Origin of the sequence: Mesorhizobium sp. B2-3-7 (assembly GCF_006442695.1) — a bacterium.
In the GTDB taxonomy this organism is placed as follows: domain Bacteria; phylum Pseudomonadota; class Alphaproteobacteria; order Rhizobiales; family Rhizobiaceae; genus Mesorhizobium.
Genome location: NZ_VFVV01000008.1, coordinates 298,197 through 323,187, shown reverse-complemented (window position 1 = coordinate 323,187; position 24,991 = coordinate 298,197). Strand labels below are relative to the sequence as shown.

Sequence of the window (24,991 nt, the reverse complement as noted above, 5' to 3'; positions counted from 1 at the left end):
ATTGGAGACCGCAGCACCGTGGCCAGCGTCGAACAGGTTCCGTCTCGCAAGGGTCCTTCCCTTGCCGTCCAGGGCGCCATGCTGCTCCTGGTGACGGCTGCCGCCATCGGCATGGGCTGGCTGTCCGGCGGCTATCTCAAGGGTGTGGGGGCACCGGCATCGGTACCCGTCGCGCCGGAAAACGAGGGCAAGGTGCCCAAGCCCGCCGACGCGCAAGAGCCCGGCACGGGACCGTCACTCGTCGCGCTGGCGCCGATCACCACCAACATCGCCTCGCCCGCCGAGACCTGGATCAGGATGGAAGTGTCGGTGGTCTACGACGCGCCGCAGCCGCCGGCAATGTCGGATGAGATCCATCAGGATCTTCTGGCCTTCGTGCGCACCCTGAAGATGCACCAGATCGAAGGCGCCAGCGGCTATCAGCACCTGAAGGCCGATATCGAGGAGCGCGCCTCGATCCGCAGCCAGGGGCATGCCAAGCAGGTACTCATCAGGACGTTGCTGCTCGAATGAAGAAATTTCTTCTTGCCGCGGCGCTGCTCGGCGCCGCCACATCGATCGCAACGGCCCAGCAACTGGACCTCGGCGGCATCGGCAAGGCCGACGGCACCACCGTTGGCTACATCATCCAGATGTTCGGCCTGCTCACCGTGCTTTCGGTGGCGCCGGGCCTGCTGATCATGGTGACAAGCTTCACCCGTTTCGTCATCGCCTTCTCGATCCTGCGCGCCGGCATCGGCCTGCAGTCGACGCCGGCGAACCTTATCCTCATTTCGCTGTCGCTGTTCATGACCTTCTATGTCATGGCACCGACCTTCGACCAGGCCTGGAATACCGGCGTCAAGCCGCTGATGGACAACCAGATCAGCCAAACCGAGGCTTTCGAGAAGATTTCCGATCCCTTCCGCACCTTCATGCTGCACAATGTGCGCGACAAGGACTTCGACCTGTTCGCCGACCTCGCGCGCGAACGCGGCCAGACCGTTGCGAAGGAAACCGTCGACCTGCGCATCCTGGTGCCCGCCTTCATGATCTCCGAGATCAGGCGCGGCTTCGAGATCGGCTTCCTGATCGTGCTGCCGTTCCTGGTCATCGACCTGATCGTCGCCACCATCACCATGGCGATGGGCATGATGATGCTGCCGCCGACGGTGGTGTCGCTGCCGTTCAAGATCCTGTTCTTCGTGCTGATCGACGGCTGGAACCTGCTTGTCGGCAGCCTGGTGCGCTCCTTCAACTGATCGCGCCCGGCGCCGAACCGCGCCCTCCCGTTTTTTTCGACAATATTTTTCGATTAACCGTCCGGTTTAGTCCTTTGGTAGGGACTTGCCGCCATATTCCCCGCAGATGGCGGGTGATCGGGTCTCAGACAGATCATTGGCATGATGCCGCTCCGTCATACCGGCCAATCCGGTATGTCAAAAAACACCTGTAAAAAGTAAGGTACGAGTAGACATGGCCAGTATCATGACCAATGCCTCGGCGCTGACCGCGCTGCAGAGCTTGAACGCCACCAACAAGAACCTCGAAACCACCCAGGCCCGCATCTCGACGGGCTATCGCGTTTCCCAGGCTTCGGACAACGCCGCTTACTGGTCGATCGCCACCACGATGCGTTCCGACAACCAGCAGATGTCGACCGTTTCGGACGCGCTCGGCCTCGGCGCCTCGAAGGTCGATACCGCTTACACCGGCATGAACAGCGCGATCGACACCATCAACCAGATCAAGACCAAGCTGACCGCCTCTTACGGCCAGACGGATGCCGACAAGGAAAAGACCCAGACCGAAATCGCCGCCCTTCAGAAGCAGCTGAAGGCCTATGCCGACGGCGCCAGCTTCTCCGGCACCAACATGCTGTCCGTGGACAGCGGCACGGGCACGTCCGTGGCGGACATCAAGATCGTTTCGGCCTTCAACCGTGACGCTTCCGGCGCGGTATCGATCTCGACGATCGACGTCAACGTGGAAAGCACCAAGCTGTACGAGGCGGGTACCACGGCCGGCACCGCGAAGGGCATCCTCGACGCCGCGCGTCTGGGCACCGACGGCAGCGTCACCGCCACGGCGGCTACTCCGGCTGCTGGTGCTACCGTTGCGGCCGGCGACACCTATTCGGTCGCCAGCCTGAAGATCTTCGACTCCGCAACGGGCAAGGGCTTCAGCGACGACCAGATCTCGGGGATGATGAACGTCGTCGACGCCGCGCTCAAGGACATGACGAACGCCGCCACCACGCTCGGCGCCGCCAAGAGCAGCATCGACCTGCAGAAGACGTTCACGCAGAGCCTGATGGACTCCATCGACCGCGGCGTTGGCCAGCTCGTCGATGCCGACATGAACAAGGAATCGACCCGCCTCCAGGCCCTGCAGGTTCAGCAGCAGCTCGGCATCCAGGCGCTGTCGATCGCCAACGGTTCGTCGCAGTCGATCCTGTCGCTCTTCCGCGGCTGATCGCCTTCACCATCCACGAACAGCACCAAGATATCGGGCCGCGCCAAAAGCGCGGCCCGATTGCGTTTGCTCCAGCCCCGCGCAATCCTCGTTCCTTAACTGTCGAAAGCTGACTTTTAACAGGGCGTTAACCATATCGCGCTAGCTATGGTTAACCAATAGCTTACGACAGGTTGTCGAATCGGCCCGACCGGCACGATCGCAGCCGATGGGCAGGCCGACCAGGCCTGTGGGCATGCCGGCTTAGAGAAGGAGCGAGTTTCTTGGCGAGCATCATGACGAACGCTGCGGCGTTGACTGCACTTCAAAGCCTCAACGCCACCAACAAGTCGCTCGAGCAGACACAGGCCCGCGTCTCGACGGGCTATCGCGTCTCCGAAGCCTCCGACAACGCCGCCTACTGGTCGATCGCCACCACCATGCGCTCCGACAACCAGGCGCTCTCGACCGTGCAGGATGCGCTCGGCCTCGGCGCCTCGAAGGTCGACACCGCCTATACAGGCATGAACAATGTGCTGGACACGATCGGCAAGATCAAAACCAAGCTGCTTTCGACCGTCGGCCAGACGGATGCCGCCAAGGCAAAGACGCAGACCGAAATCACGGCGCTTCAGGCGCAGATGAAATCCTTTGCCGACGCCGCCACCTTCTCCGGTTCGAATTTCCTGTCGGTGATCTCCAAGCAGGTGTCGGCCGCCAATGACGGCGTCCAGCCCGACTCCAAGATCGTGTCCTCGTTCAACCGCACCTCGTCCGGCGCCGTCCAACTCGGGACGATTGACATCGATGTCGAGAGCACCAAGCTTTTCGATTCCGGTCTCGCCGGCGAGGTCAAGAACCAGGGCATTCTCGACCGCAAGACATCGGTCTATTCGACCGCGGCCGCGCAGACCCTGTATGACACCGCCTATGCGGCATCGATCGCGGGTGGATCAACGGATATCGCAGCCAACACCGCCGGCCAGACCGCGGCGGGGGCGGTTGCCAAGGTCGACAATATTTCCGCCTACAATCTCGACATCACTGCGGCGGGCGTGACCGACGACATCATCACCCAGATGATCACCAAGATCGACAACGTCATGAGCCAGCTGACCGATTCCGCCACCATCCTCGGTTCGGCCAAGAGCAGCATCGACCTGCAGAAGACCTTCACGCAGAGCCTGATGGACTCCATCGACCGCGGTGTCGGCCAGCTCGTCGATGCCGACATGAACAAGGAATCGACCCGCCTTCAGGCGCTCCAGGTGCAGCAGCAGCTCGGCATCCAGTCGCTGTCGATCGCCAACAGTTCCTCGCAGTCGATCCTGTCGCTGTTCAAGAGCTGACCGCCCACTCGACGTCTTCACCTCAAGGTTGACGGGCCGCGCGCCGAGCGCGGCCCGATTTCATTTTCGCACAAGCTTCGAGGGCTAGTGTTCCAGCGGACAGTCATGCTGGGAGTAGTCGACCGTGCCGGAACAGATCCAGAGCATCATCGCGAATCTCCGCGGGTTTGGCGTGAAGCGCCTGGCCATGCTGGCGGGCATCGCCGCATTGGTGATGAGCGTCATCGGTGTCGCTTCCGTCTATCTCAACCGTCCGGCCTACGACACGCTCTATGTCGGGCTCGACCGCGCCGACGTGAACCAGATCGGCCTCGTGCTGGGCGAGGCCGGCATCGGCTTCGACGTCGGCTCCGACGGAACCTCGGTCCTGGTCCCGGCCGGCACCACCGCGCAGGCCCGCATGCTGCTTGCCGAAAAGGGCCTGCCGACCAGCGCCAATGCCGGCTATGAACTGTTCGACAATGTCGGCTCGCTCGGCCTGACCTCCTTCATGCAGCAGATCACGCGTGTGCGCGCGCTGGAGGGCGAAATATCGCGCACCATCCAGTCGATCGCGGGCGTCAAGGCTGCGCGCGTCCATATCGTTATGTCCGAGCGTGCCAATTTCCGCCGCGACGAGCAGCAGCCCTCCGCGTCGGTCGTCATCCGCTACGCCGGCATCGACGCCGAGAAAAGCGCCATGTCGATCCGCCATCTCGTCGCCGCCGCCGTTCCCGGCCTGTCGGCCGACAAGGTGACGGTGCTCGATTCCAACGGCAATCTGCTGGCGGCGGGAGACGATCCCTCCAACACAAGTGCCGCCCGCACGCTGGGCGTCGAGCAGACCGTCGAGGCGCAGATCGGTGACAACATCCGGCGCGCCCTCACCCCGTATCTTGGCCCGGACAATTTCCGCGCCAGCGTCAAGGCCGACGTCAACACCGATACCCGCCAAACCGAGGAGACGATCTTCGATCCGGAGTCGCGCGTCGAGCGTTCGGTGCAGTCGGTGCGCGCCAACGAGAACAACAACCAGAAGCAGGCCTCCACCCCGGCCAGCGTCGAGCAGAACCTGCCCGAGACGCAGACGACCGCCACCGAGGGTCCGCAATCCTCCTCGCAGAACGACCGCAGGGAAGAGATCACCAACTACGAGATCAACTCCAAGAAGATCGCCACCGTCTCCAACGGCTACAGCGTCACCAAGATGTCTATCGCCGTGGTCGTCAACCAGGATCGGCTGAAGGCGATCCTGGGCAAGGACGCCACGCCCGAACAGATCGCCAAGCGCGTCGCCGACATCCAGAAGATGGTGACCTCTGCCACCGGCTTCGACGACAAGCGCGGCGATGTCATCGACGTCTCGGCGGTCGAGTTCATCGACGGGCTCGACGGCGAGGCGATCCCGCAGGCCGGAATGCTCGATTCCGTCGGCCAGCACGCCGGCACGCTGATCAATGCCGGCGCCTTCATCGTCGTGGTGTTCCTGGTGGCCTTCTTCGGCCTGCGCCCGATGGCGGCGGCCCTGACAGCAAAGGCGACGCCGTCCATAGCCGGTCCCAATTTCGACGAGGTCCAGCGCTCGCTGCCGACGCCAGAGGGCACGGCTTCCGCCGAAGCCGGCTCGGCCGTCGGCGCCTTGCCGGGCGTGCGGGCCGGCTCCACGCCGCTCGACGACCTGCGCCAGAAGATCAGGCCCGCGCCGCAGGAGCGGCTTGCCCGCATGGTCGACCTCAACGAGGAGCGCACAGCGCAGATCCTGCGCAAATGGGCGGCCCAGGAAGTCGCGGTGTAGTCCATGCCTTCCCTAGCCCTTTTCGATCTCCTGCCGGATTTCGGCCCGCGCCCGCAACGTGTCAGCCAGCCGAGGGCCGCCGCCGAGCACGAGCCGGAAGCAGCCGTGCCTCAAGCCGATATCGGCACGCTGATCGCCGAAGCGGTCGCCCAGGCGGAGGCAGCGCTTGGCGAGCGGCTTGCGGCTGCCCACGAAGCAGCGATGGACGCTGAACGCCGGGCGAATGCCGAGGAAGCGAAGGCCTTTCTGGAGAGCTTCGGCGGCGATGTCGGCGAGGCGGTCTCGCTGCGCATCGATACCATGGAGGCGCGCGTGACGGACCTCGTCGCCGCCACGGTCGCCCGCATCATCGGCGGCATCGTCAGTGATGACCTGCAAAAGCGCTCGCTTGAAGCGCTTGCCGGTGCGGTCCGCGAAGCGGTCGGCGATGGCGAAGCGGTGCGCATAGTCGTTCGCGGCCCGCTTTCCCTTTTCGAAGCGCTGAAGGCCTCGCTCGGAGCGCGCGCCGCCAATCTCGACTTCATCGAAGCTCCCGGCTTCGACCTCACGGTCTCCATCGACGAAGCGGTGTTCGAGACGCGCATGGCCGAATGGTCGGCAACGCTCTCCCAGGTGTTGGCATGAGCGTCGCCGATGCCGATCAGGCCAGGCACGAGATCATCATCGTGCGTCGCGGCCATGACGACCACGAGGAGGGCCATCACGGTGGCGTCTGGAAGATCGCCTTCGCCGACTTCATGACGGCCATGATGTGCTTCTTCCTGGTCATGTGGCTGATCAACGCCGCCAACGAACAGACCAAGGCGGCGGTCGCCAGCTATTTCAATCCGGTCAAGCTGGTCGACCGCACGTCGAGCCGCAAGGGCCTGGAGGATCTCGGCGACGGTCCGCGCGCCATCGGGCTGACCGCCGACAATCCGGAAGAGGCGGCCACCAAGGCCGGACAGGATGGAGCCGGCGGCGCGGGTTCATCCGACCCCAAAAAGGAAAAGCAGGAGCCGCAGCAGTCGGAGCAGTCCGACGAACACCTGTTCGCCGATCCCTACGCGGTGCTTTCGGAAATCGCCACCAACACCGGCATCATGCAGAACGTCAGCCAGAAGGGCGATGGCGGCGCGCAGAGTGCCGGCCCGGCAACGGGCGCTTCCGGCGGCGCCTCCTATCGCGATCCGTTCGAGCCTGATTTCTGGTCTCAGCAGGTGGCCTCGCCGGGCGCCGAGGCCAGCGCGCAGCGCGCCAGGATCGAAGGTGATCCGGTGAAGCCCGGCGACAAGGCCGCCGAGGCGCAGGTCGCCAAGGTCAAGGCCGTGCCGCCTGCGCCGCCGGTCATCGCGGCGCCTCTGGCAAAGGACGGCAAGCCCGCAACGGCAATCGCCGAGGCCACCGATGCGAAAGCCGGCACCGCCGGACCCGCGGACGCCAAGGTTGCCGCCGCCCAGGAGGCGGCCAAGCCCGATGCCGGCGAAAAGAAGCCGGGCGCGGCCGCGCTCAAGGCTGCGGCCGATGTCAGGCAGCAGCTGGCCGATGCCTTCAAACCTGGCGACAAGTTGCACGACGGCGTCTCGGTCGAAGCCACCGACAAGGGCGTCCTCATCTCGATCACCGACCAGCTTGACTTCGGCATGTTCGAGGTCGGCTCCGCGATGCCGCGCCGTGAGCTGGTGCTCGCGATGGAAAAGATCGGCCGCATCGTCAACAGCCAGAAGGGCACGATCAGCATCAACGGCCACACCGACGCGCGGCCGTTCCGCAGCGCCGGCTACGACAATTGGCGGCTGTCGACCGCGCGCGCGCATTCGGCGTACTACATGCTGGTGCGCGGCGGCGTCGACCAGCGCCGCATCACCGAAGTCGCCGGCTTCGCCGACCGCCAGCCGAAGGACCCCGCCGATCCGCTGTCGGCGGTGAACCGCCGCATCGAGATACTGATGGCGACCGGCGGATGAAGCGGGCGGTCTTCACCAGCCGCTTGATGGGCCTTTTGCTGTTGGCCGGCCAGCCTACGGCCGCCCTCGCCCAGGATTCGTTGCAGCCCTATCAGCTGGTGCGCTCGTTACAGCTTATTCAAGACCGTATCGCCGTCGGCGACCACGCCGCGCTGCCGATGCAGTCCAAGCTGCTGGAGATGATCGATACGCGCCTTCGCGAGGCGGACAAGAACGATTTCAGGGATCCGAAGAATTTTCGCGCGCTGCTGGTCTACGGCATGAGCGGCGGCAATCCGGTGACCGTCGAGGCGGCCGTGTCGCGCGCCACCGCCGATGCGCGGGATCTAGCCCTTGCCAGGGGCGTCATCGATTACCTGAACGGCCGCCCCGGCGAGGCCATCGAAGCCTTGAAGCCGGTCGATCCGATGGCGCAGCCCAGCGACCTCGGCGCCTTCCTTGCCCTGGTCAAGGGTTCGCTGCTCGCCAGCGACCAGCCGGCCGCGGCGCTGATGCTGCTCGACGAGGCGAAATTGCTCGGCCCCGGGACACTCGTCGAGGAGGCGGCATTGCGCCGCTCGGTCGGCATTGCGGTCGCGCAGCGCGACGCGGCGCGCTTTGCGCTTGCCTCCACACAATATGTCGAGCGCTATCTCTATTCGCCCTATGCCAGCCAGTTCGCCGACTCCTTCGTCTCGGGCGTGATTGAGCTGCACATGTCGATCAGCCAGGACAAATTGGCCGATATCACCTCAATGATGGATCCCGAGCGCGAGAAGGTCATTTATCTGCGCATCGCCCGCCGCGCCGCGATCGACGGCCTGAACGAACTGTCCGCCTTCGCCTCGGCGCGGGCCGAGCAAGGCCGCGACGGCAACACCAATCAGGGCGATCCGCGCGCCCTGCTCTACTCAAGCCTGTCCACCGTGACATCGGGTACCATCGAGGACGTGCGCGCCAAGCTGGGCAAGATCGACCGCAGCCGGTTATCGGACGGCGACCGCGCGCTGCTCGACGCCGCCGAGGCCATCGCCGGCGAAGTGGTGGCGCCGCCCGCTTCCCTCCCGACCGCCAGCTCGGCACCTGCCGAGGTCATGCCATCGCACGAGCCCGAGCCTGCCGCCGCGCAGACGGCCGACGCCGCCGGATTGCCGCCCGTCGAGGGTGCTGTGTCCGAACGGCCGGCCGTCGCGCCATCCGGCGATACAGTGGCCGTTGCGCCGAACGCGCCGGCTCCGGGCGATGCGGCAACTGTCCTGCCGGCATCGGCGCCGGCGGCCGCGGCCAGCACCGACACGTCAGACCCAACCGATGCCGCCATGGTCAAAACCCGTCGACAGCTCGACCTGATCGACCAGATGCTTGGAGCCGCTCCGAAATGACCCCCAGCCTCGGTCCGGCGCTGCCGGGAATCACCACCGCGCGCACGACGGCGGAACAGCCGGCGGCGACCGGAAAAAATGACGACACGGGTTTCGGCAAGATGCTGGACGACAAGGCCGGGCCGGCCCACCCGGACAAGCATCCGGCAGCCGGGGCCGGATCGCGCGATGAGCGCTGGAGCAGGCTTGCCGCCGGTCCTGCCGGGCAGAAGGACGAGCCACTGCCGGCTGGCAAGGCAAGGATCCCATCCAGCGGAATGCTGGCCGCGAAAGCAGCCAGGGACGACAAGACCGCCGAGTCGGACAAGGACGCCGATGGCGCAGCGGCCGAGACAGGTACAACGCCGCTCGAGGACCATCTGCCGTTGCTGATCGCGTTGCATGACCTGCGCCATTTCTCGACATCGGCCAGACCGGCCGATACGAACGAAACCGGACAGGAACCGGCGCTCGACGGGCAGCTCCTGCCGAAGGCCTACCGGCCGAAATCCGCCGCCGGGCATGACGATCTCGACCCGATCTCGAAGCCCGAGCGGACATCGCTCGTCGATGGGTCGCTGACCAAGCTCGATGGCCAGACCGTCCACGACGCCGCCGGCACGCCAAAACGCGACAATGCGATCGCGGCCGGGCCGCTGCCCCAGACAGCGCCGGCCGAAGTGCCGGGCGTGGATCCGAAGCAGGCGGCACCGCAGCTGAAATCCATGGCCGATGTTCAGTCCTCGTTGCGGCACGAGCCCGGAAAACAACTGTCGGCGGCAGGGCGCATCGACGTGGTCTCCGAGCGCAGCTTCCCTGCCCCGCCGCAGGCGCCGATGAGCCAGGCCGCCCTCAACGTGATCGGCGCCATAACAGCCGATGGCGGCCCGAAAACGACGCTTTCGACACACTCCGCAACCGCGCAACTGACAGGCCCTGTTGCCGCCGCGACACATGTGTTGAAGATCGAACTTCATCCGGCCGAGCTTGGCATGGTCACCGCCAATCTTCGCCTCTCCGGAGAACAACTTTCGATTGAGTTGAAGCCTCAAACACATGACGCCTACCACCGGCTGTCCTCTGATAGCGATGTCATCGTCAAGTCCCTGCGCGGACTCGGCTTCGAGGTTGACGAGGTCACGATACTACAACCTTCGGTAGCGATCCCCGCAACGACCCGCACTGATGCAACCGCATCCTTGCAGGCGGCAGCGGGCCGCGACCAGTCGTCCTTTCAACCCGGGAATTCCGGCGGCGGCAACAGCGGCGCCGGCGGCCAGCAACCGGGCCAGCATTCCGCCGGAAGACACAATGATGACGCGCAAACACACGGCCGCCCCGCTTCGCCTTCTCGCGAGCGCGCTGGCGGCGATATCTTTATCTAGTCTCGCGGGCGGCGCCGCTGCCGCCGCCAATGCTTGCGAACCGGAGATCCTGCGCGCCGCCGACCGCTATGGCGTGCCGGCTGGCATCCTCTATGCCGTCGGCTTGACCGAGACCGGCAAGAAGGGCAGCTTGCAGCCCAACGCATTGAATATAGGAGGAAAAGCGGTCTTCCCGACAAGCCGCGCCGAAGCTCTTGCCACCTTCGCCAATGCCCGACGCGAAGGCAAGACGCTGATTGATCTCGGCTGCATGCAAATCAATCACCACTACCACGGCGCGCATTTTCGCAGCGTCGAGGACATGCTAGATCCGCGTCAGAATGTCGACTATGCGGCGCGTTTCCTGGCCAGCCTTCATGCCCGTCACGTGACCTGGTCGATGGCTGTCGCCCGCTATCACGCGGGGCCCGACAACGACCCGGCGCAGAAGGTCTATGTCTGCCGCGTGATATCAAACATGGTGGCCACAGGCTTCGGCAAATGGACCGGCAACGCTCGCACGTTCTGCAATCCATGAGTGTATTGTTGCATCTCATGCAATCGGTCGCAAAGTCTCGGCGTTGCGCTTCGACTTGGCCGGGACTTGGAGCACCAAGCATATCTCACCCCATGCTAATGCAACCGATGCGATTCCGGACTCCCAAGAAACTAGTTACAAGAAATGACGGTTGTTCAGGATTCCTGCCAGCGGATACGGCTTTCCCCACGGGGCAGATGAGCTGATTCGGAGGCGGGGCCGATGATCGTTATCGTTGACGAGCGAGAGCTCGTGACAGACGGATACAATTCACTTTTTGACCGCGAGGGCATCGCCTGCGCGGGCTTCGCTTCCGGCGAATTCGGCGAGTGGGTGAACTCGGCCGCCGATGCCGATCTGCGCTCGGTCCGGGCCTTCCTCATCGGCGACTGCCGCGAAGGCGCGATCTCTCCGCGCCAGATCCGCGACCGCACCGGAGCCCCGGTGATTGCTCTCAGCGAGCAGCATTCGCTGGAAAACACGTTGCGGCTGTTCGAGAGCGGTGTCGATGACGTCATCCGCAAGCCGGTCCATATCCGCGAGATCCTGGCTCGCATAACAGCCATCCGCCGCCGCGCCAACGAGGATGCCGCCTTTACCGAGATCGGCGCCATGCGCATTTTCATGGATGGCCGCGACCCCGAAATCAATGGCCAGCCGCTTCCCTTGCCGCGCCGTGAGCGCCGCATTCTCGAATATTTGGCAAGCAATCGCGGCCGCCGCGTCACCAAGACCCAAGTATTCAACGCCATCTACGGCATCTTCGACGAAGAGGTCGAGGAGAACGTGGTGGAAAGCCACATCAGCAAGCTGCGCAAGAAGCTGCGCGAGAAGCTGGGCACCGATCCGATCGATTCCAAGCGCTTCCTCGGTTACCGGCTGGTGTTCTGATGCACCGCCGCGCCAGCCTCGCGCAAGACAGGACGCGTAGCCTCGCTGCCAGTGGCATGGACATTGCGGAGACATTTCGATGAGCCTCTACGGGATGATGCGGACCGGCGTTTCCGGCATGAACGCGCAGGCCAACCGTCTGTCGACGACAGCCGACAACATCGCCAATTCCGATACCACCGGCTACAAGCGGTCCTCCGCCGAATTTTCAACACTGGTCATGCCCTCGACGGGCGGCGCCTATAATTCCGGCGGCATCACCACCACGATCCGGCAGGCGGTCAGCGATCCCGGCGTGCTCCAATACACTACCTCTGTCTCCGACCTTGCCGTCAGCGGCGACGGCTTCTTTGTCGTCCAGGACCCGAGCGGCACGCCTTTCCTGACCCGCGCCGGCGCCTTCGTTCCCGATGGGCAGGGCAGGCTGGTCAACTCGGCCGGCTTCCAGCTGATGGCCTACAGCTACGAAAACGGCGTGCCGGCGGCGACGGTGAACGGTTTTGAAGGATTGGTCCCGGTCGTCATCTCCGACCAGGGAATGACCGCGACCCCGAGCACCGAGGGTCTCTACAGCGGCAACCTGCCCGCAGGCGCGACGCCAGTCGCGGCCGGCAACCTGCCCACCACCAATGCCGCAGGCGCGCAGTACACCTCGAAATCCTCGATGGTCGCCTATGACAATCTCGGCAACAAGAAGCTGCTCGACGTCTATTTCACCAACACCGGCGCCGGCACCTGGCAGGTGTCGGTCTTCGACCAGTCGAAGGCGACCGCCGGAACGTCATTCCCCTACACCGGCGGCGCGCTTGGCTCGGCCAACCTGACCTTCGACACGACCACGGGCAAGCTCACCGGCGCCGTCGACAGCGTCTCGCTCACCGTGCCCAACGGCAGCACCTTTTCACTGGATCTGTCGGCATTGACTCAGCTCGGCACCGGCTTCACGGTTTCGGACGCTCAGGTCAACGGCAACGCGCCGAGCACCATCGACAAGGTGCAGATCAGCAAGGACGGCACCATCTACGCCCAGTACAAGGACGGCTCCACCAAGCCGCTCTACAAGATCCCGCTGGCCGATGTGCAGAGTCCCGACCAGCTCACCGCGCTGCCCGGCAATGTGTACTCGCAGGGCACCGAATCCGGCGCGGTCCGCGTCGGCTTTGCCAATGAAGGCAAGCTCGGCTCCATCATCTCCGGCGCGCTCGAGAATTCGAACGTCGATATCGCCGAGGAACTGACCAACATGATCGCGGCGCAGCGCAGCTACACCGCCAATTCGAAAGTCTTCCAGACGGGTTCCGACCTGATGGACGTCCTTGTCAACCTGAAGAGATAAAACCGGGCAACGCCCGTGAAAGACCCGCATGTCGCTTTCCACCGCATTGAGCATCGCCCAATCGGCGCTTATGAACACCGCTCGGCAGACCAGCGTTGTCTCGCGCAACGTCGCCGACGCTTCCAATCCGGACTATACGCGCCGTATCGCCGTCGTCACCAGCACGGCGCCGGGCGCGCGCTCGGTTGATATCCAGCGCGTAGCCAACGACCTGCTCTTCCGCCAGAATCTCAGCGCCCTGTCGGCATACAGCGGCCAGAACGCGCTCTATAGCGGCCTGGATCAGCTGGATGTTTCGGTCAATGGCGTCGACAATGCGTCCTCTCCCTCGACCGCGATCGGCAATTTGCAGCAGGCGCTGCAGCTCTATGCCACCTCGCCGTCCAACCAGAATCTCGGCTCCAGCGTTATCGACGCGGCTAAGCAGGTCGTGCGCTCCCTGAACGAAGGCTCCAGGGCCATTCAGGACTTTCGCACCCAGACCGACGGCCAGATCGCCACCGCGGTAGACGATCTCAACTCGCTGCTCAGCCAGTTCCAGGATGCCAACCAGGCCGTCATATCAGGCACGCGCTCCGGCACCGACGTTTCCGATGCGCTGGACCAGCGCGACGCGCTTTTGAAGAAGATCTCGGACTATGTTCCGGTCTCGACCTTCACGCGCGGCGACAATGACATGGTCATCACCACGGGTGACGGCACGACGCTGTTCGAAACCATCCCGCGAACGGTCAGCTTCGCCCCATCCTCCGGCTACAGCGCCGGTACCGTCGGCAATGCCCTCTATATCGATAACGTGCCGATCTCGGCGGGAACCGGCGGCAACACCAGCGCCAGCGGTAAGCTTGCCGGTTTGCTGCAATTGCGCGATGGCGTAGCCTCGACCATGCAGAGCCAGCTCGACGAGACCGCGCGCGGCCTGATCACGGCCTTCGCCGAGACCGCGCCGTCAATGCCCAACGCCGCCGGGCTGTTCACCTGGTCGGGCGCGCCGGCGGTGCCGGCCGCTGGCACGCTGGTCAATGGCCTTGCCGGCACGATCAGCGTCAATGCCGCCATGGATCCAAGTGTCGGCGGCAATCCGGCACTGCTGCGCGACGGCGGCGCCAACGGCGCGGCCTATGTCGTCAACACTGGCGGCGCCTCTTATTCCAGCCTTCTGGTCGCCTATGGCGACCGGCTCGATCAGCCGATGACATTCGACCCCGCCGCCGGGATTTCGGCGACGTCGAGCGTTGCCGACTATGCCGCCAATTCGATCGGGTGGCTCCAGGGCGTGCGCCAGCAGGCGTCGACCGCAGCCGACGCCAAGCAAGCTTTGGCATCGCGTAGCGCCGAGGCGCTGTCCAACGCCACCGGCGTCAATGTCGACCAGGAAATGTCGCTGCTTCTCGATCTCGAACACACCTATCAGGCATCGGCCCGAATGATGAAAACCGTCGACGACATGTTGGCGGCTCTGCTCAGCGCGGTGGGATAATCCATGACCTCAGTCTCTTCGGCCGCTCTCTCGAACGCCATGCGCTATCAGCAGATGCGCATGCAGGCCGAACTCGTCAAAGCCACGAAGGAGTCCTCGACCGGCAGGGTCGCCGATGTCGGCCTGGCACTGGGCGGACGCACCGCCCAGTCCGTCACCTTCTCGCGCGATCTCGACCGGCTCAACGTCATCATCGATTCCAACGGCCTGGTGGCCGCCCGGCTCTCCTCGACGCAGACCTCGCTCGGCCAGCTTTCCAGCGTCGCGCAGACCTTGCTGTCGAGCCTGACCACCTCAACGTCGGGCGATTCTTCCGCCAACCTCACCCAGTCGGCCGGCAAGACGGCCGTCCAGCAGCTCGCCTCGATCCTCAACACCAGCGTCAACGGCGAGTATCTGTTTGCCGGCACCAACACCGACGTCAAGCCGATCAACGATTTCACAGCGGCCGGATCACCCGCCAAGGCTGCCTTCGACGCCTCCTTTGTCGCCAATTTCGGTTTCACGCCGGATGACCCCGCCGCGGCAAACATCACCGCGGCCCAGATGGACGATTTCATCACCAACGACGTCGAGCCGCAGTTCTTCGGTTCGGGCTGGCAGGCCAACTGGTCGAACGCCACCGACCAGCAGATCGTCAGCCGCATCGCGCTCAACGAAACCACCGCGACCTCGACCAGCGCCAACAGCGACGGCATCAAGAAGCTCGCCATGGCGGCGGCCATGGTCTCCAGCCTGATGTCGACCAACATCAGCCAGGCGGCGAAGGACACCATCGTCGGCCGCTCGCAGTCGCTGGTTGGCGAAGCGCTCAGCGGCATCGGCCAGGTTCAGTCCGAAACCGGTATCGTCCAGAAGCGCGTGTCCGACGCCGTCGACCGCATGAAGACGCAGGTCGACCTGTTCGAGCGCCACATCCTCGATCTCGAAGCGGTCGACCCGGCCGAAGCCGCGACCCGCGTCGCCGACCTGACGCAGCACATCGAGACCTCCTTCGCATTGACGGCGCGGCTCCAGCAGCTCAGCCTGTTGAATTACCTGACCTGACAACTCTGAACCGGAACGGTAGAGCCAACGATGTACCAATTCTCCTACGCCGACATCCAGAGCACCTCTGTCGCCGATGCGAAGGACCGTGAACGGGAGCTGTTGACCCGCTCGATCGACATGCTGGCGGCGGCCGCCGCCCTTGGCCCCGCTTCGATGGAGGCAGTGGAGGCGCTGCATTTCACCAACCGCGTCTGGACCGCCTTTGTCGAGGATCTCGGCTCCAACGACAACGCGCTTCCCAAGGAACTGCGCGCCAACCTGATTTCGATCGGCCTTTGGCTGCTGCGCGAGGCGGAAGACATCCGCCAGGGCCGCACCCAGAATTTCGAGGGACTGATCGAGGTATCCCAGATCATCCGCGACGGCATTCAATGACCAACACGCTGAAGATATCGCTGAAGCCGAACGAGAAGATCTACATCAACGGTGCCGTCATCCGCGTCGACCGCAAGGTCACCGTCGAACTGATGAACGACGTGCAGTTCCTGCTCGAAAGCCATGTGATCCAGGCCGATGACGCCTCGACGCCGCTCAAGCAGCTGTATTTCATCCTCCAGGTGATGCTCATGAATCCGGCCGGCGCCGGCGAGGCGCGCGAAATGTTCCGCCGCTCCCTGCCGCTGCTGCTTGCAAGTTTCGAGGACGCCGAGATCGGCAGTGCGCTGAAACAGATCGACCGCATGGTCGGCGAGGACCACATCTACGAGGCGCTAAAGGCGATCCGGTCGCTCTATCCGCTCGAACGCCGCGCGCTGGGCGGCAATGACGACGTTCCGGGCGCCTCGCGTCCGCTGGCTGTGGGAGCACGCTGATGACCGTGGACATGACGACGACGATACCGGTTGGCACCAATCAGGCCAGCCAGCAGACCTCAAAGACCGCTGTCGACTACCAGTCCTTCCTGAAGCTTCTGATCGCCGAGATGAAGAACCAGGATCCGACCAAGCCGATGGATTCGACACAGTACGTCGCCCAGCTCGCCACCTTCTCGCAGGTCGAGCAGTCTGTGCAGACCAATACCAAGCTGGACCAGATCATGCAGTCCTCGGCGCTGTCGCAGGCCGATGCGCTGATCGGGCGCTCGATAACGTCCGCCGACGGCAAGACGACAGGCACCGTCGCGTCCGTGCGCCTTGCCAGCAGCGGCCTCATCGCCGTGCTGGGCAACGGCACCGAGATCGCGGTCGGCCCCGGCGTCTCGGTCAAAGCGGCAAGCTGACGGCTCCGGCGGGCCGACCCCATGAACGAGGCCGACGCACTCGACATCGTCCAGTACGCGGTGTGGACGGTGCTGACCGCATCCGCGCCGGTGGTGCTGGTCGCCATGGCGGTGGGTATCGGCATCGCCTTGATCCAGGCCCTGACGCAGGTCCAGGAGATCACCTTGACCTTCGTGCCGAAGATCGTCGCCATCATGCTCGTGGCGGCGCTGACCGGTCCCTTCATCGGCAGCCAGATATCGGCCTTCACCAACGTCGTCTTCGAGCGCATTGAAAACGGGTTCTAGCCGCAGCTTGCGGCGAGCCGGCCCGTTCTGTCCCGACGACTTACCGGCAGCAGCCTGCTGTCGCCGATGCGGACCGTGTATGGCATAGGGCTGCATCCGCGGCGCGGCGTCGAAGCAAAGCCGCACGGCTGCGTGGTCCTCCTCTATCCCCTTGTTGGACCATGATCTTTTTTTCAAGACGGTCGCTCTTTGCGGCACGATGCCATAGTTTCGGCAAACCATCCGGGGAAACGGATCACCGCAACGATCGGCAAGCCATGGCAGGGCCTTTCCTATGATTGACGAAAAGCCGGAGAGCGAGAGCGTTTCGGCGCTGGCGCCGTTCCGGCACGGCATCTTCCGCGCCGTGTGGTCGGCCAGCCTCGTGTCGAATTTCGGCGGCCTCATCCAGGGCGTCGGCGCCGCCTGGATGATGACCACGATCGCCACCTCGCCCTATCAGGTCGCGCTGGTGCAGGCCTCGACCACCTTGCCGATCATGCTGTTCGCGCTCGTCGCCGGCGCCATCGCCGACAGCTTCGACCGGCGCAAGGTTATGCTGGTCGCCCAGACCTTAATGCTGGTCGTCTCGGTGCTTCTGACCCTGTTCACCTATTCCGGCCTGATGACGCCGTGGACGCTGCTTGCCTTCACCTTCCTGATCGACAGCGGCACGGCCCTGAACAGCCCGTCCTGGCAAGCCTCCGTCGGCGACATCGTGCCCCGCAACAAGGTGCCGGCCGCCGTCGCGTTGAACTCGATGGGCTTCAACCTGACCCGCAGCGTCGGTCCGGCGATCGGCGGCATCATCGTCGCCGCAGCCGGGGCGGCGGCCGCCTTCGCGGCCAACGCGGTGAGCTATATCGGTCTCATCGTCGTGCTGGCGCGCTGGAAGCCGCAGGTTCAGCCATCGACGCTGCCGCGCGAATCGCTTGGCGCGGCCATGGGCGCAGGCCTGCGCTATGTCGCCATGTCGCCCAATATCGGCAAGGTGCTGGTCAGGGGCTCCGCCTTCGGCTTCAGCGCCGGCGCGGTGCTGGCGCTCCTGCCGCTGGTGGCACGCGACGTCGTCAAGGGCGACGCCTTGACCTATGGCATCATGCTGGGCGCCTTCGGCATCGGCGCGGTCGGCGGCGCGCTGATCAGCGTGCGGCTGCGCCAGCTTTTGTCCAGCGAGACCATGGTGCGCTCGGCCTTCGCCGGCTTCGCCGTCTGCGCCTTCAATGCCGCCGTCAGCCACAACGCCTGGCAGACATCGCTCGGCCTGCTGGTCGGCGGCGCGTGCTGGGTGATCGCGCTTTCGCACTTCAACGTCACCGTGCAGATGGCAACGCCGCGCTGGGTCGTCGGCCGGGTGCTGTCGGTCTATCAGACCGCGACCTTCGGCGGCATCGCGCTCGGCAGCTGGATCTGGGGCATCGTCGCCGACGCGCATGGCGCCGGGACAGCGCTGATCGCGGCGGCCATCGCCATGCTGGCTGGCGGCGCCATCGGCCTCGTGCTGCCGCTGCCGCAGCAGCAGGTGCTGAACCTCGATCCGCTCAACCGCTTCAAGGAGCCGCACCTCGCGCTCGACCTGAAGCCGCGCAGCGGCCCCATCGCCATCATGATCGAATACATCATCCGCGACGAGGACGTGCCGGAGTTCCTCGCCACCATGGCCGAGCGCGGCCGCATCCGCCGCCGCGACGGTGCCCGCAACTGGACGCTGGCGCGCGATCTCGAAAATCCGGCGATCTGGATCGAGCACTACCACACGCCGACCTGGCTCGAATATGTCAGGCACAACGGCCGCATCACCCAAGCCGACGCCATGGTCGGCGAGCGCCTGCGGGCACTGCACAGCGGCGACGAGCCGCCGCGGGTGCGCCGCGTGATCGAGCGCCCGACAACCGCGGGCACGGCGCTGGTCATGGCAAAGGGGCCGATCGAGCATTAGGAGTGCAGGAAAGCGCGAAGACGTTTTCGTCCGGGCTTGCATCAGACAAAGCGTTAGAGCGGACCCAGCCAGCGGAACGCGCGCTTCAGTTCGGCGACGCCATCGTGTTCGTACCAACGGCCGTGCGCCATGATCACGCGTTCCGGATTCCATTCTATCATCTTTTCGACTGCCGCCTTGAGTTGCCCCCTGGGGAAGGTCAATCGCAAATCGCGCGGCGTCTTGCCATCCGGATCAACGACACCAGCCGCCCTGGCAAGCCAGCGCCACGGCCAGCCAAGCTTCCGCGGTTCGAAGTTCTCGATCACGTCTGTCAGGATCAATGTTCGGCTGACGGAATGGAAGAAAACCATCTCTGTCATGAAGCTGCCTTCCACCGGCAGCGACTTGAGGTCATCGTCCCACGGGTAGCCGCTCTCGGCACCAAGCTCGTTCGCCTCGAAATCGATCCTGTCGCCCGCCTGCTCGCGAATCCGCGGTGCCAGCCAGATGCCCGCATCCGCAAAGGCCCTGCGCCACATCGGAATCCACCAATAGTGGATCCGGTTCGGCCCGATGATGTAGCGGACCTTGCCCAATCCAGCGATCTCGGCCTCGAGGCTCTCTGTCAGCAAGGTGGGTGAATGGACGAACAAATCGCCATCGTTGACGCGGATGACGGTCATCCGCGTCGGAAACCGCATTTTCGGCCAAGGCATGCCGAAGCGGATGACCGGGCCATCCACGATCCAGATGTCCTTCGAAACCAGCTTTAACGTGTTGAGCGGCGGATATGGTGTGCGGTCGGCCATGGTCTGCTGATGTAGGGTGGAGAACAAGCTTGGCCACGGCAGCTTCGCCTTGCACGAGTTCAGCCGGGCCGGCTCGGCAGCCTACCTTCGCCCGACCTACCCTTCGCCCGACAAGTCCCGGCGCGCTTTTTCCAGCTCCTCGGCATAGCGCCGCATCAGATGGCCCTCGGTCAGCAGTCCGAGCACGATGTGGTCGGTGAAATCCTCGACCACGGCCAACTCCTCGGCGCCGGCCCGCTGGAAGGTCTCGGCGGCCGACTGCACGTTCATGCTCGGCACCAGGACGGCATCCTTGTATTGCGCGAGGTCGCGCACCGCCGTCTCGCCGTCGGACAGGTCGCTGTGCAGTTCGGCAACGATCAGCACGCCGACATATTGATCGCCGGCGTCGACGGCAATGACGCGCTGGGCCGAACCCAGCGGCACCTGCTTGCGGAAGGCCGCAAGCGTCGTGTCGGCATTGATGGTCTTGATGTCCTTGCGCATCATCGAGCCGACGGTCAGGCTGCGCATCCAGCCGACGTCATGGGCGCTGCGGATCGTCTCGCCGCGCAGATGAAAACGCCACGTCGAGAAGGAGTAGCCGAAGGTCTCGCGCACCAGGATCGCCGCTATGATCGAGGCCGCCAGGACGACGCCGGTTAGCGTCAGGTCGCGGGTCGATTCCAGCGCCAGGAACGTCATCGTCAGCGGCCCGCCGACGACGCCGACCGCCAGCGATGTCATGCCGACGACGGCAGCGACGGCGGGATCGATGCCGGTCGACGGCGAGATGAAAGCCATCACATCGGCGAATGCCTTGCCGAGCAGGGCGCCAAGAAACAGAGAAGCGAAGAACAGTCCGCCGCGAAACCCCGAACCCAGCGAGATCGCGGAAGCCGCCAGCTTCAGCACGAAGACGCTGGCCACCACGCTCAGCCCATAGTTCATGGCGAATTCGCGATGCAGCGCGCCGTGGCCGCTCGACAGCACCTGTGGCGTGACCAGCCCAAGCAGGCCGACGATGACGCCGCCGATGACGGGACGCAGCGAGGCGTCGACCGACAGTTTGGCAAAGGCGCGCTCGACCAGCGTCACCAGATGCATGATGGCGATCGAGGCGGCCCCGCCAAGAAGCCCAAGCAGCAGGAAGGGCACGTACTGGCTGGCCGTGAGTGCCGGTAGGCCCGCAAGCTCCAGCGGGAACGGCACGCCGCCGAACATCTCGGCGGTGAGCGAGGCGGAGATCGCCGCGGTCATGACAGGCACCACATTGGCGACCGAATAGATGCCGATGACCAGTTCGAAACCATAGAAAGCGCCGGTCAGCGGCGCGTCGAAAGCCGCCGCGATGGCGCCGGCCGCGCCGCAGCCGACCAGGATGCGGACATCGTTGCGGCGCAGCTTGAAAAGCCGCGCCAGCCGCGAAGCCAGGCCGGAACCGACCTGCGTATAGCCGGCTTCCAGCCCGACAGAGGCGCCGAAACCGCTGGAGATCATGGTCTGGCCGGCGATGATGAACGTATCGGTCAGCGACATGCGACCGCCATAGAGCGCGTTGGCCTCGATCGGGTCGACAGGCGTGCGGAATCTCCGCTTTCTCAGCCAGATCACCGTCAGCCCGAGCAGGATGCCGCCGATCGCCGGGATCAGGGCCTGCATGGGGTGGGCGAGGGAGAACATGCCGGAAAGCCGGCCGCCGGGCTGCACGCCGAACAACAGTCCGTGCAGGTCCTGCACGATCTGGCTCATCGCGGTGACCAGTATGCCCGCCATCACGCCGACGATGCCGGCAAGGACGACAACCGCGATGCCTCGCGCTTCGAGCAGCGGGATCGAATTGATGAGCACCGCGCGCAGCCGGCGAGCGTAGACTTGCGGTTGATTCCTGGGCGATTGGTTTTTGGTAAGCACCGGAGCGGCTCGCCGACATCAGCAAGGCATTGAAAACACTGCCGTGCTGATACGCCGAGCGGCACCGCATGGCAACCACAATGACGGCGCCCGCGCGCCGTTTGGAGGGGCCCGTCCGGCCGCCGATGGTCAGGTCGGCTTCGGGTCGCCGGCCTCGTAGAGCACGAGATTGCGCTCGCCGATGCCGAGCGACGGCCAACTTGCGCGCCAGTCCACAAGGTGTGGCGCGGCGAAATGTGCGTCGAGCGCCGCCCTGTCATTCCAGACTTCCGTGACCCGGATCAACCCGGCGTCGAGGACATCCTGCGCATAGGAGTATGCGAGGCAACCGGGCTCGGCACGGCTGGCAACAACCATGCGTTCCATCGCTGGCCTTGCCTGTTCGAGCTTGTCGGGTGGCAGACGAACCGTGCCGATGACCAGCAGCATGAGATTTCCTTTCGATGGTTGGGCAGGCCACTCTCCCACCCTCGCGCAAGCTTGGCCAGCTACCCTCGCCGGGCTGTCGCATGCTCGGCAGCCCCACGGTTTTCGAGGACTAGAATGGCGATAAGCGAAAGCATCCAGCCCGGCGCCGTGGCCAAGAACGGCCGCGACGTCTTCTTCGCGCTGGGCATCGTCATCATCCTGGCCGTGCTGTTCCTGCCGATCCCGGCTTTTCTCATCGACGTCGGCCTTGCCTTCTCGATCGCACTTTCGGTGCTGATCCTGATGGTCGCGCTGTGGATCCAGCGGCCGCTCGACTTCTCCTCGTTTCCGACCGTGCTGCTGATCGCAACCATGCTGCGGCTGTCGCTCAACATCGCCACCACGCGCATGATCCTGTCGCACGGCAATGAAGGCACGCATGCCGCCGGCTACGTCATCGCCGGCTTCTCCAAACTGGTCATGGCCAGCGATTTCGTCATCGGCCTGATCGTCTTCATGATCCTGATCGTGGTGAACTTCATCGTCATCACCAAGGGCGCCACCCGTATCGCCGAGGTCGGCGCCCGTTTCACCCTCGATGCCATCCCCGGCAAGCAGATGTCGATCGACGCCGACCTCTCCGCCGGCATGATCGACGACAAGACAGCGCAGTTGCGCCGCCGCGAGCTGGAAGAGGAATCCTCCTTCTTCGGCTCGATGGACGGCGCCTCGAAATTCGTCCGCGGCGACGCCATCGCCGGCCTCATCATCACCGCCATCAACATCGTCGGCGGCATCGCCATCGGCTATATCAGGCACGGCATGGGCATGGGCGAGGCCGCCGACGTGTTCATCAAGCTGTCGGTCGGCGACGGTCTGGTCACCCAGATCCCAGCGCTCATCGTCTCGCTCGCCGCCGGCCTGCTGGTTTCCAAGGGCGGTACGCGCGGTTCGACGAACCAGGCCGTGTTCGGGCAGCTCGGCGCGCATCCGCGCGCGCTCTATGTGGCGGCGGCGCTGCTGGTGCTGCTCGGGCTGATGCCTGGCCTGCCCTTCTTCCCCTTCTTCGCGCTCGCCGGCGGCATGGCCGGCCTCGGCTATGTCATTCCGATGCGCCACAACCGGGCCATGGCCGAGGCCGAGGCGCTGAAGAACCAGGAGAAGGCGACCAAGGCCGAGGAAGAGAAGAACTCGGTCAAGGCCTCGCTCGCCACCGCCGAGATCGAGCTTCTGATCGGCAAGCAGCTTTCGACCCGGCTGCTGGTCTCGCATCAGGAGCTGGTCTTCCGCATGGCCAAGATGCGCAAGAAGTTCGCCCAGCAATATGGCTTCGTCGTGCCCGAAGTGCGCGTCGCCGACGATTTCGCCATCCCGCCGAAAAGCTATCAGATCAAAGTGCACGGAACGGTGGTCGCCGAATATTCGATGCGCGTCGGGGAGATCATGGTGCTGCTCGGCAACCGCGACGTTCCCGAAATTCCGGGCGAGGAGATCCGCGAGCCGGCCTTCGGCATGCGTGCCTATTCCGTCATGGAAACATTCGCCGAGGATCTGAAGCGCGAGAACTACACCTTCGCCGACAACATGTCGGTGCTGCTCACCCACCTCTCCGAGGTCATCCGCAACAACCTGCCGCAGCTCCTGTCCTACAAGGACATGAAGGCGCTGCTCGAGCGCCAGGATCAGGAATACCGCAAGCTCGCCGACGAGATCTGCACCACGCACATCTCCTATCCCGGCCTGCAGGCAGTGCTGAAGCTGCTGCTGGCCGAGCGTGTCTCGATCCGCAACCTGCACCTGATCATCGAGGCCATCGCCGAGATCGCGCCGCATGTGCGCCGCACCGAGCAGATCGTCGAGCATGTCCGCATCCGCATGGCGCAGCAGATCTGCGGCGATCTTTCGGAGGGCGGCGTGCTCAAGGTGTTGCGTCTCGGCAACCGCTGGGACCTCGCCTTCCACCAGAGCCTCAAGCGCGACGCCAAGGGCGAGGTGCGCGAGTTCGACATCGATCCGCGCCAGCTCGAGGAATTCGGCCAGGACGCCACCAAGGCGATCAAGAAATTCCTCGAAGCCGGCGAGCGTTTCGTCCTCGTCACCGCGCCCGACGCGCGCCCCTATGTGCGCATGATCATCGAGCGGCTGTTCACCACGCTGCCGGTGCTCTCGCATGTCGAAATCGCCAAGGGCGTCGAGATCAGGGTGCTCGGGACCATATCGTGAGCGTTCTCTCGCAAGCGGTCGTCATCGCGGCGTTCCTCGCCTTCTGCCGCATCGGCGCCTGCTTCATGCTGATGCCCGGCCTGTCCAGCGCCCGCATCCCGGTGCAGGTCAGGCTGTTCGTTGCGGTCGCCGCCACCGGCGGCCTGCTCGCCTTCCTGTGGGACAAGATCTTTCCCTTCGTCGATCCGCGTCCGCAGATCCTGGTGCCGATGATCGTTTCCGAACTCCTGGTCGGCGGCCTGATCGGCGCCATGACCAGGCTCTACATGGAAGCCCTGCGCTTCATGGGGTCGGCCATCGCCATGCTGATCGGCTATGGCGGCTCGGGCGGGCCAGCGATCGAGGAGCCCGAACCGCAGGCGGCGCTCGCCGCCATGATCTCGTTCTCGGCACTGCTGCTGCTGTTCGTCTTCGACTTCGACCATGAGATCATACGCGCGCTGGTGACGTCCTATACGGTCGCGCCGGTCAACGTCTTCTTCAACCCGCAGGCGGCACTGGTCGATGTCGCCGACACGGTGTCGGACACCTTCTTCCTGGTCATCCGCCTCGGCAGCCCTTTCGTCGCCTATGCCATTCTCGTCAACCTGACGATCGGCTTCGTCAACAAGCTGACGCCGCAGATCCCGATCTATTTCATCTCTCAGCCCTTCGTCATCGCCGGCGGCATGCTCATCTTCTATTTCGCCGTCGGCTCCATGCTGTCGCTGTTCGTCGACGGCTTTGTCGACCTGACGCTGGCGAGGTGAC

General features: G+C 64.5%; 24 protein-coding genes. 21 read left to right on the top strand and 3 right to left on the bottom strand.

Features of this window, described 5'->3' with window-relative positions:
- Positions 1-18: 18 nt before the first annotated feature.
- The 19 genes from FJ940_RS18240 (at position 19) to FJ940_RS18150 (ending at position 18,926) form a co-directional block, all read left to right on the top strand.
- On the top strand, positions 19-513 hold the full coding sequence (locus tag FJ940_RS18240; protein WP_140496219.1) for a flagellar basal body-associated FliL family protein: 495 nt from the start codon (positions 19-21) through the stop codon (positions 511-513).
- Complete coding sequence (fliP, locus tag FJ940_RS18235; protein WP_140513640.1) at positions 510-1,241, top strand: flagellar type III secretion system pore protein FliP; 732 nt, start codon at positions 510-512, stop codon at positions 1,239-1,241. The genes FJ940_RS18240 and fliP overlap by 4 nt, the downstream gene beginning before the upstream one ends.
- Positions 1,242-1,455: 214 nt before the next feature.
- Positions 1,456-2,454, top strand: coding sequence for a flagellin (locus tag FJ940_RS18230; protein WP_140496221.1), 999 nt, complete (start codon positions 1,456-1,458; stop codon positions 2,452-2,454).
- A gap of 263 nt (positions 2,455-2,717) precedes the next feature.
- Positions 2,718-3,782: a flagellin gene (locus FJ940_RS18225; protein WP_140496222.1), complete on the top strand. Its 1,065-nt coding sequence runs from the start codon at positions 2,718-2,720 to the stop codon at positions 3,780-3,782.
- Positions 3,783-3,906: 124 nt separating this feature from the next.
- Positions 3,907-5,556 (top strand): flagellar basal-body MS-ring/collar protein FliF, encoded by a 1,650-nt coding sequence (fliF, locus tag FJ940_RS18220; RefSeq protein ID WP_140522324.1) that lies wholly within the window; start codon positions 3,907-3,909, stop codon positions 5,554-5,556.
- Positions 5,557-5,559: 3 nt separating this feature from the next.
- A complete protein-coding gene (locus FJ940_RS18215; protein ID WP_140657403.1) occupies positions 5,560-6,180 on the top strand; it encodes a hypothetical protein in 621 nt (206 codons plus the stop codon).
- The gene (locus FJ940_RS18210; RefSeq protein WP_140657401.1) at positions 6,177-7,502 is read left to right on the top strand and encodes a MotB family protein; all 1,326 of its coding nucleotides are present in this window, start codon (positions 6,177-6,179) and stop codon (positions 7,500-7,502) included. The genes FJ940_RS18215 and FJ940_RS18210 overlap by 4 nt, the downstream gene beginning before the upstream one ends.
- A complete protein-coding gene (locus FJ940_RS18205; RefSeq protein ID WP_140657399.1) occupies positions 7,499-8,863 on the top strand; it encodes a chemotaxis protein MotC in 1,365 nt (454 codons plus the stop codon). The genes FJ940_RS18210 and FJ940_RS18205 overlap by 4 nt, the downstream gene beginning before the upstream one ends.
- Positions 8,860-10,227 (top strand): flagellar hook-length control protein FliK, encoded by a 1,368-nt coding sequence (locus FJ940_RS18200; RefSeq protein ID WP_140657397.1) that lies wholly within the window; start codon positions 8,860-8,862, stop codon positions 10,225-10,227. The genes FJ940_RS18205 and FJ940_RS18200 overlap by 4 nt, the downstream gene beginning before the upstream one ends.
- Complete coding sequence (locus tag FJ940_RS18195) at positions 10,157-10,744, top strand: transglycosylase SLT domain-containing protein (RefSeq protein ID WP_181171782.1); 588 nt, start codon at positions 10,157-10,159, stop codon at positions 10,742-10,744. The genes FJ940_RS18200 and FJ940_RS18195 overlap by 71 nt, the downstream gene beginning before the upstream one ends.
- Before the next feature lie 222 nt (positions 10,745-10,966).
- Complete coding sequence (locus FJ940_RS18190; RefSeq protein ID WP_140496228.1) at positions 10,967-11,635, top strand: response regulator transcription factor; 669 nt, start codon at positions 10,967-10,969, stop codon at positions 11,633-11,635.
- Between the two features lie 79 nt (positions 11,636-11,714).
- On the top strand, positions 11,715-12,971 hold the full coding sequence (locus FJ940_RS18185; RefSeq protein ID WP_140522332.1) for a flagellar hook protein FlgE: 1,257 nt from the start codon (positions 11,715-11,717) through the stop codon (positions 12,969-12,971).
- Positions 12,972-12,999: 28 nt separating this feature from the next.
- Positions 13,000-14,451, top strand: coding sequence for a flagellar hook-associated protein FlgK (gene flgK, locus FJ940_RS18180; protein ID WP_140560324.1), 1,452 nt, complete (start codon positions 13,000-13,002; stop codon positions 14,449-14,451).
- 3 nt (positions 14,452-14,454) lie between these two features.
- Positions 14,455-15,498, top strand: coding sequence for a flagellar hook-associated family protein (locus FJ940_RS18175; RefSeq protein WP_140496231.1), 1,044 nt, complete (start codon positions 14,455-14,457; stop codon positions 15,496-15,498).
- Between the two features lie 30 nt (positions 15,499-15,528).
- The gene (gene flaF / locus FJ940_RS18170) at positions 15,529-15,876 is read left to right on the top strand and encodes a flagellar biosynthesis regulator FlaF (protein WP_140496232.1); all 348 of its coding nucleotides are present in this window, start codon (positions 15,529-15,531) and stop codon (positions 15,874-15,876) included.
- A complete protein-coding gene (gene flbT, locus FJ940_RS18165; RefSeq protein ID WP_140496233.1) occupies positions 15,873-16,313 on the top strand; it encodes a flagellar biosynthesis repressor FlbT in 441 nt (146 codons plus the stop codon). The genes flaF and flbT overlap by 4 nt, the downstream gene beginning before the upstream one ends.
- Complete coding sequence (flgD, locus tag FJ940_RS18160; RefSeq protein ID WP_140513649.1) at positions 16,313-16,720, top strand: flagellar hook assembly protein FlgD; 408 nt, start codon at positions 16,313-16,315, stop codon at positions 16,718-16,720. The genes flbT and flgD overlap by 1 nt, the downstream gene beginning before the upstream one ends.
- 21 nt (positions 16,721-16,741) lie before the next feature.
- Entirely contained in the window at positions 16,742-17,008 is a 267-nt protein-coding gene (gene fliQ / locus FJ940_RS18155) for a flagellar biosynthesis protein FliQ (protein WP_140496235.1), read from the top strand.
- Positions 17,009-17,282: 274 nt separating this feature from the next.
- Positions 17,283-18,926, top strand: coding sequence for an MFS transporter (locus FJ940_RS18150; RefSeq protein WP_140657395.1), 1,644 nt, complete (start codon positions 17,283-17,285; stop codon positions 18,924-18,926).
- A gap of 53 nt (positions 18,927-18,979) precedes the next feature.
- Here FJ940_RS18150 and FJ940_RS18145 read toward each other — a convergent pair whose 3' ends face one another.
- From FJ940_RS18145 to FJ940_RS18135, 3 genes are all read right to left on the bottom strand, one after another.
- Complete coding sequence (locus FJ940_RS18145) at positions 18,980-19,717, bottom strand: DUF4336 domain-containing protein (RefSeq protein ID WP_140496237.1); 738 nt, start codon at positions 19,715-19,717, stop codon at positions 18,980-18,982.
- Positions 19,718-19,813: 96 nt separating this feature from the next.
- Positions 19,814-21,610: a chloride channel protein gene (locus FJ940_RS18140; protein ID WP_140657393.1), complete on the bottom strand. Its 1,797-nt coding sequence runs from the start codon at positions 21,608-21,610 to the stop codon at positions 19,814-19,816.
- Between the two features lie 129 nt (positions 21,611-21,739).
- Entirely contained in the window at positions 21,740-22,039 is a 300-nt protein-coding gene (locus FJ940_RS18135) for a putative quinol monooxygenase (RefSeq protein ID WP_140496239.1), read from the bottom strand.
- Positions 22,040-22,153: 114 nt separating this feature from the next.
- Here FJ940_RS18135 and flhA point away from each other — a divergent pair, with 114 nt between their 5' ends.
- Both flhA and fliR read left to right on the top strand, forming a co-directional pair.
- Complete coding sequence (flhA, locus tag FJ940_RS18130) at positions 22,154-24,241, top strand: flagellar biosynthesis protein FlhA (protein WP_140496240.1); 2,088 nt, start codon at positions 22,154-22,156, stop codon at positions 24,239-24,241.
- Positions 24,238-24,990 (top strand): flagellar biosynthetic protein FliR, encoded by a 753-nt coding sequence (fliR, locus tag FJ940_RS18125; RefSeq protein ID WP_140496241.1) that lies wholly within the window; start codon positions 24,238-24,240, stop codon positions 24,988-24,990. Before flhA ends, fliR begins: the two co-directional genes overlap by 4 nt.
- Position 24,991: the final 1 nt, after the last annotated feature.

What these genes read in the sequence shown, in the direction of transcription:
- flbT (WP_140496233.1), top strand. Translation starts at nt 15,873, where the DNA reads ATGACCAACACGCTGAAGATATCGCTGAAGCCGAACGAGAAGATCTAC.
- FJ940_RS18175 (WP_140496231.1), top strand. Translation starts at nt 14,455, where the DNA reads ATGACCTCAGTCTCTTCGGCCGCTCTCTCGAACGCCATGCGCTATCAG.
- flhA (WP_140496240.1), top strand. Translation starts at nt 22,154, where the DNA reads ATGGCGATAAGCGAAAGCATCCAGCCCGGCGCCGTGGCCAAGAACGGC.
- FJ940_RS18215 (WP_140657403.1), top strand. Translation starts at nt 5,560, where the DNA reads ATGCCTTCCCTAGCCCTTTTCGATCTCCTGCCGGATTTCGGCCCGCGC.
- flaF (WP_140496232.1), top strand. Translation starts at nt 15,529, where the DNA reads ATGTACCAATTCTCCTACGCCGACATCCAGAGCACCTCTGTCGCCGAT.
- FJ940_RS18195 (WP_181171782.1), top strand. Translation starts at nt 10,157, where the DNA reads ATGACGCGCAAACACACGGCCGCCCCGCTTCGCCTTCTCGCGAGCGCG.
- FJ940_RS18150 (WP_140657395.1), top strand. Translation starts at nt 17,283, where the DNA reads ATGATTGACGAAAAGCCGGAGAGCGAGAGCGTTTCGGCGCTGGCGCCG.
- FJ940_RS18200 (WP_140657397.1), top strand. Translation starts at nt 8,860, where the DNA reads ATGACCCCCAGCCTCGGTCCGGCGCTGCCGGGAATCACCACCGCGCGC.
- FJ940_RS18205 (WP_140657399.1), top strand. Translation starts at nt 7,499, where the DNA reads ATGAAGCGGGCGGTCTTCACCAGCCGCTTGATGGGCCTTTTGCTGTTG.
- FJ940_RS18185 (WP_140522332.1), top strand. Translation starts at nt 11,715, where the DNA reads ATGAGCCTCTACGGGATGATGCGGACCGGCGTTTCCGGCATGAACGCG.
- FJ940_RS18135 (WP_140496239.1), bottom strand. Translation starts at nt 22,039, where the DNA reads ATGCTGCTGGTCATCGGCACGGTTCGTCTGCCACCCGACAAGCTCGAA.
- fliQ (WP_140496235.1), top strand. Translation starts at nt 16,742, where the DNA reads ATGAACGAGGCCGACGCACTCGACATCGTCCAGTACGCGGTGTGGACG.
- FJ940_RS18230 (WP_140496221.1), top strand. Translation starts at nt 1,456, where the DNA reads ATGGCCAGTATCATGACCAATGCCTCGGCGCTGACCGCGCTGCAGAGC.
- FJ940_RS18145 (WP_140496237.1), bottom strand. Translation starts at nt 19,717, where the DNA reads ATGGCCGACCGCACACCATATCCGCCGCTCAACACGTTAAAGCTGGTT.
- fliP (WP_140513640.1), top strand. Translation starts at nt 510, where the DNA reads ATGAAGAAATTTCTTCTTGCCGCGGCGCTGCTCGGCGCCGCCACATCG.
- FJ940_RS18210 (WP_140657401.1), top strand. Translation starts at nt 6,177, where the DNA reads ATGAGCGTCGCCGATGCCGATCAGGCCAGGCACGAGATCATCATCGTG.
- FJ940_RS18190 (WP_140496228.1), top strand. Translation starts at nt 10,967, where the DNA reads ATGATCGTTATCGTTGACGAGCGAGAGCTCGTGACAGACGGATACAAT.
- flgD (WP_140513649.1), top strand. Translation starts at nt 16,313, where the DNA reads ATGACCGTGGACATGACGACGACGATACCGGTTGGCACCAATCAGGCC.
- flgK (WP_140560324.1), top strand. Translation starts at nt 13,000, where the DNA reads ATGTCGCTTTCCACCGCATTGAGCATCGCCCAATCGGCGCTTATGAAC.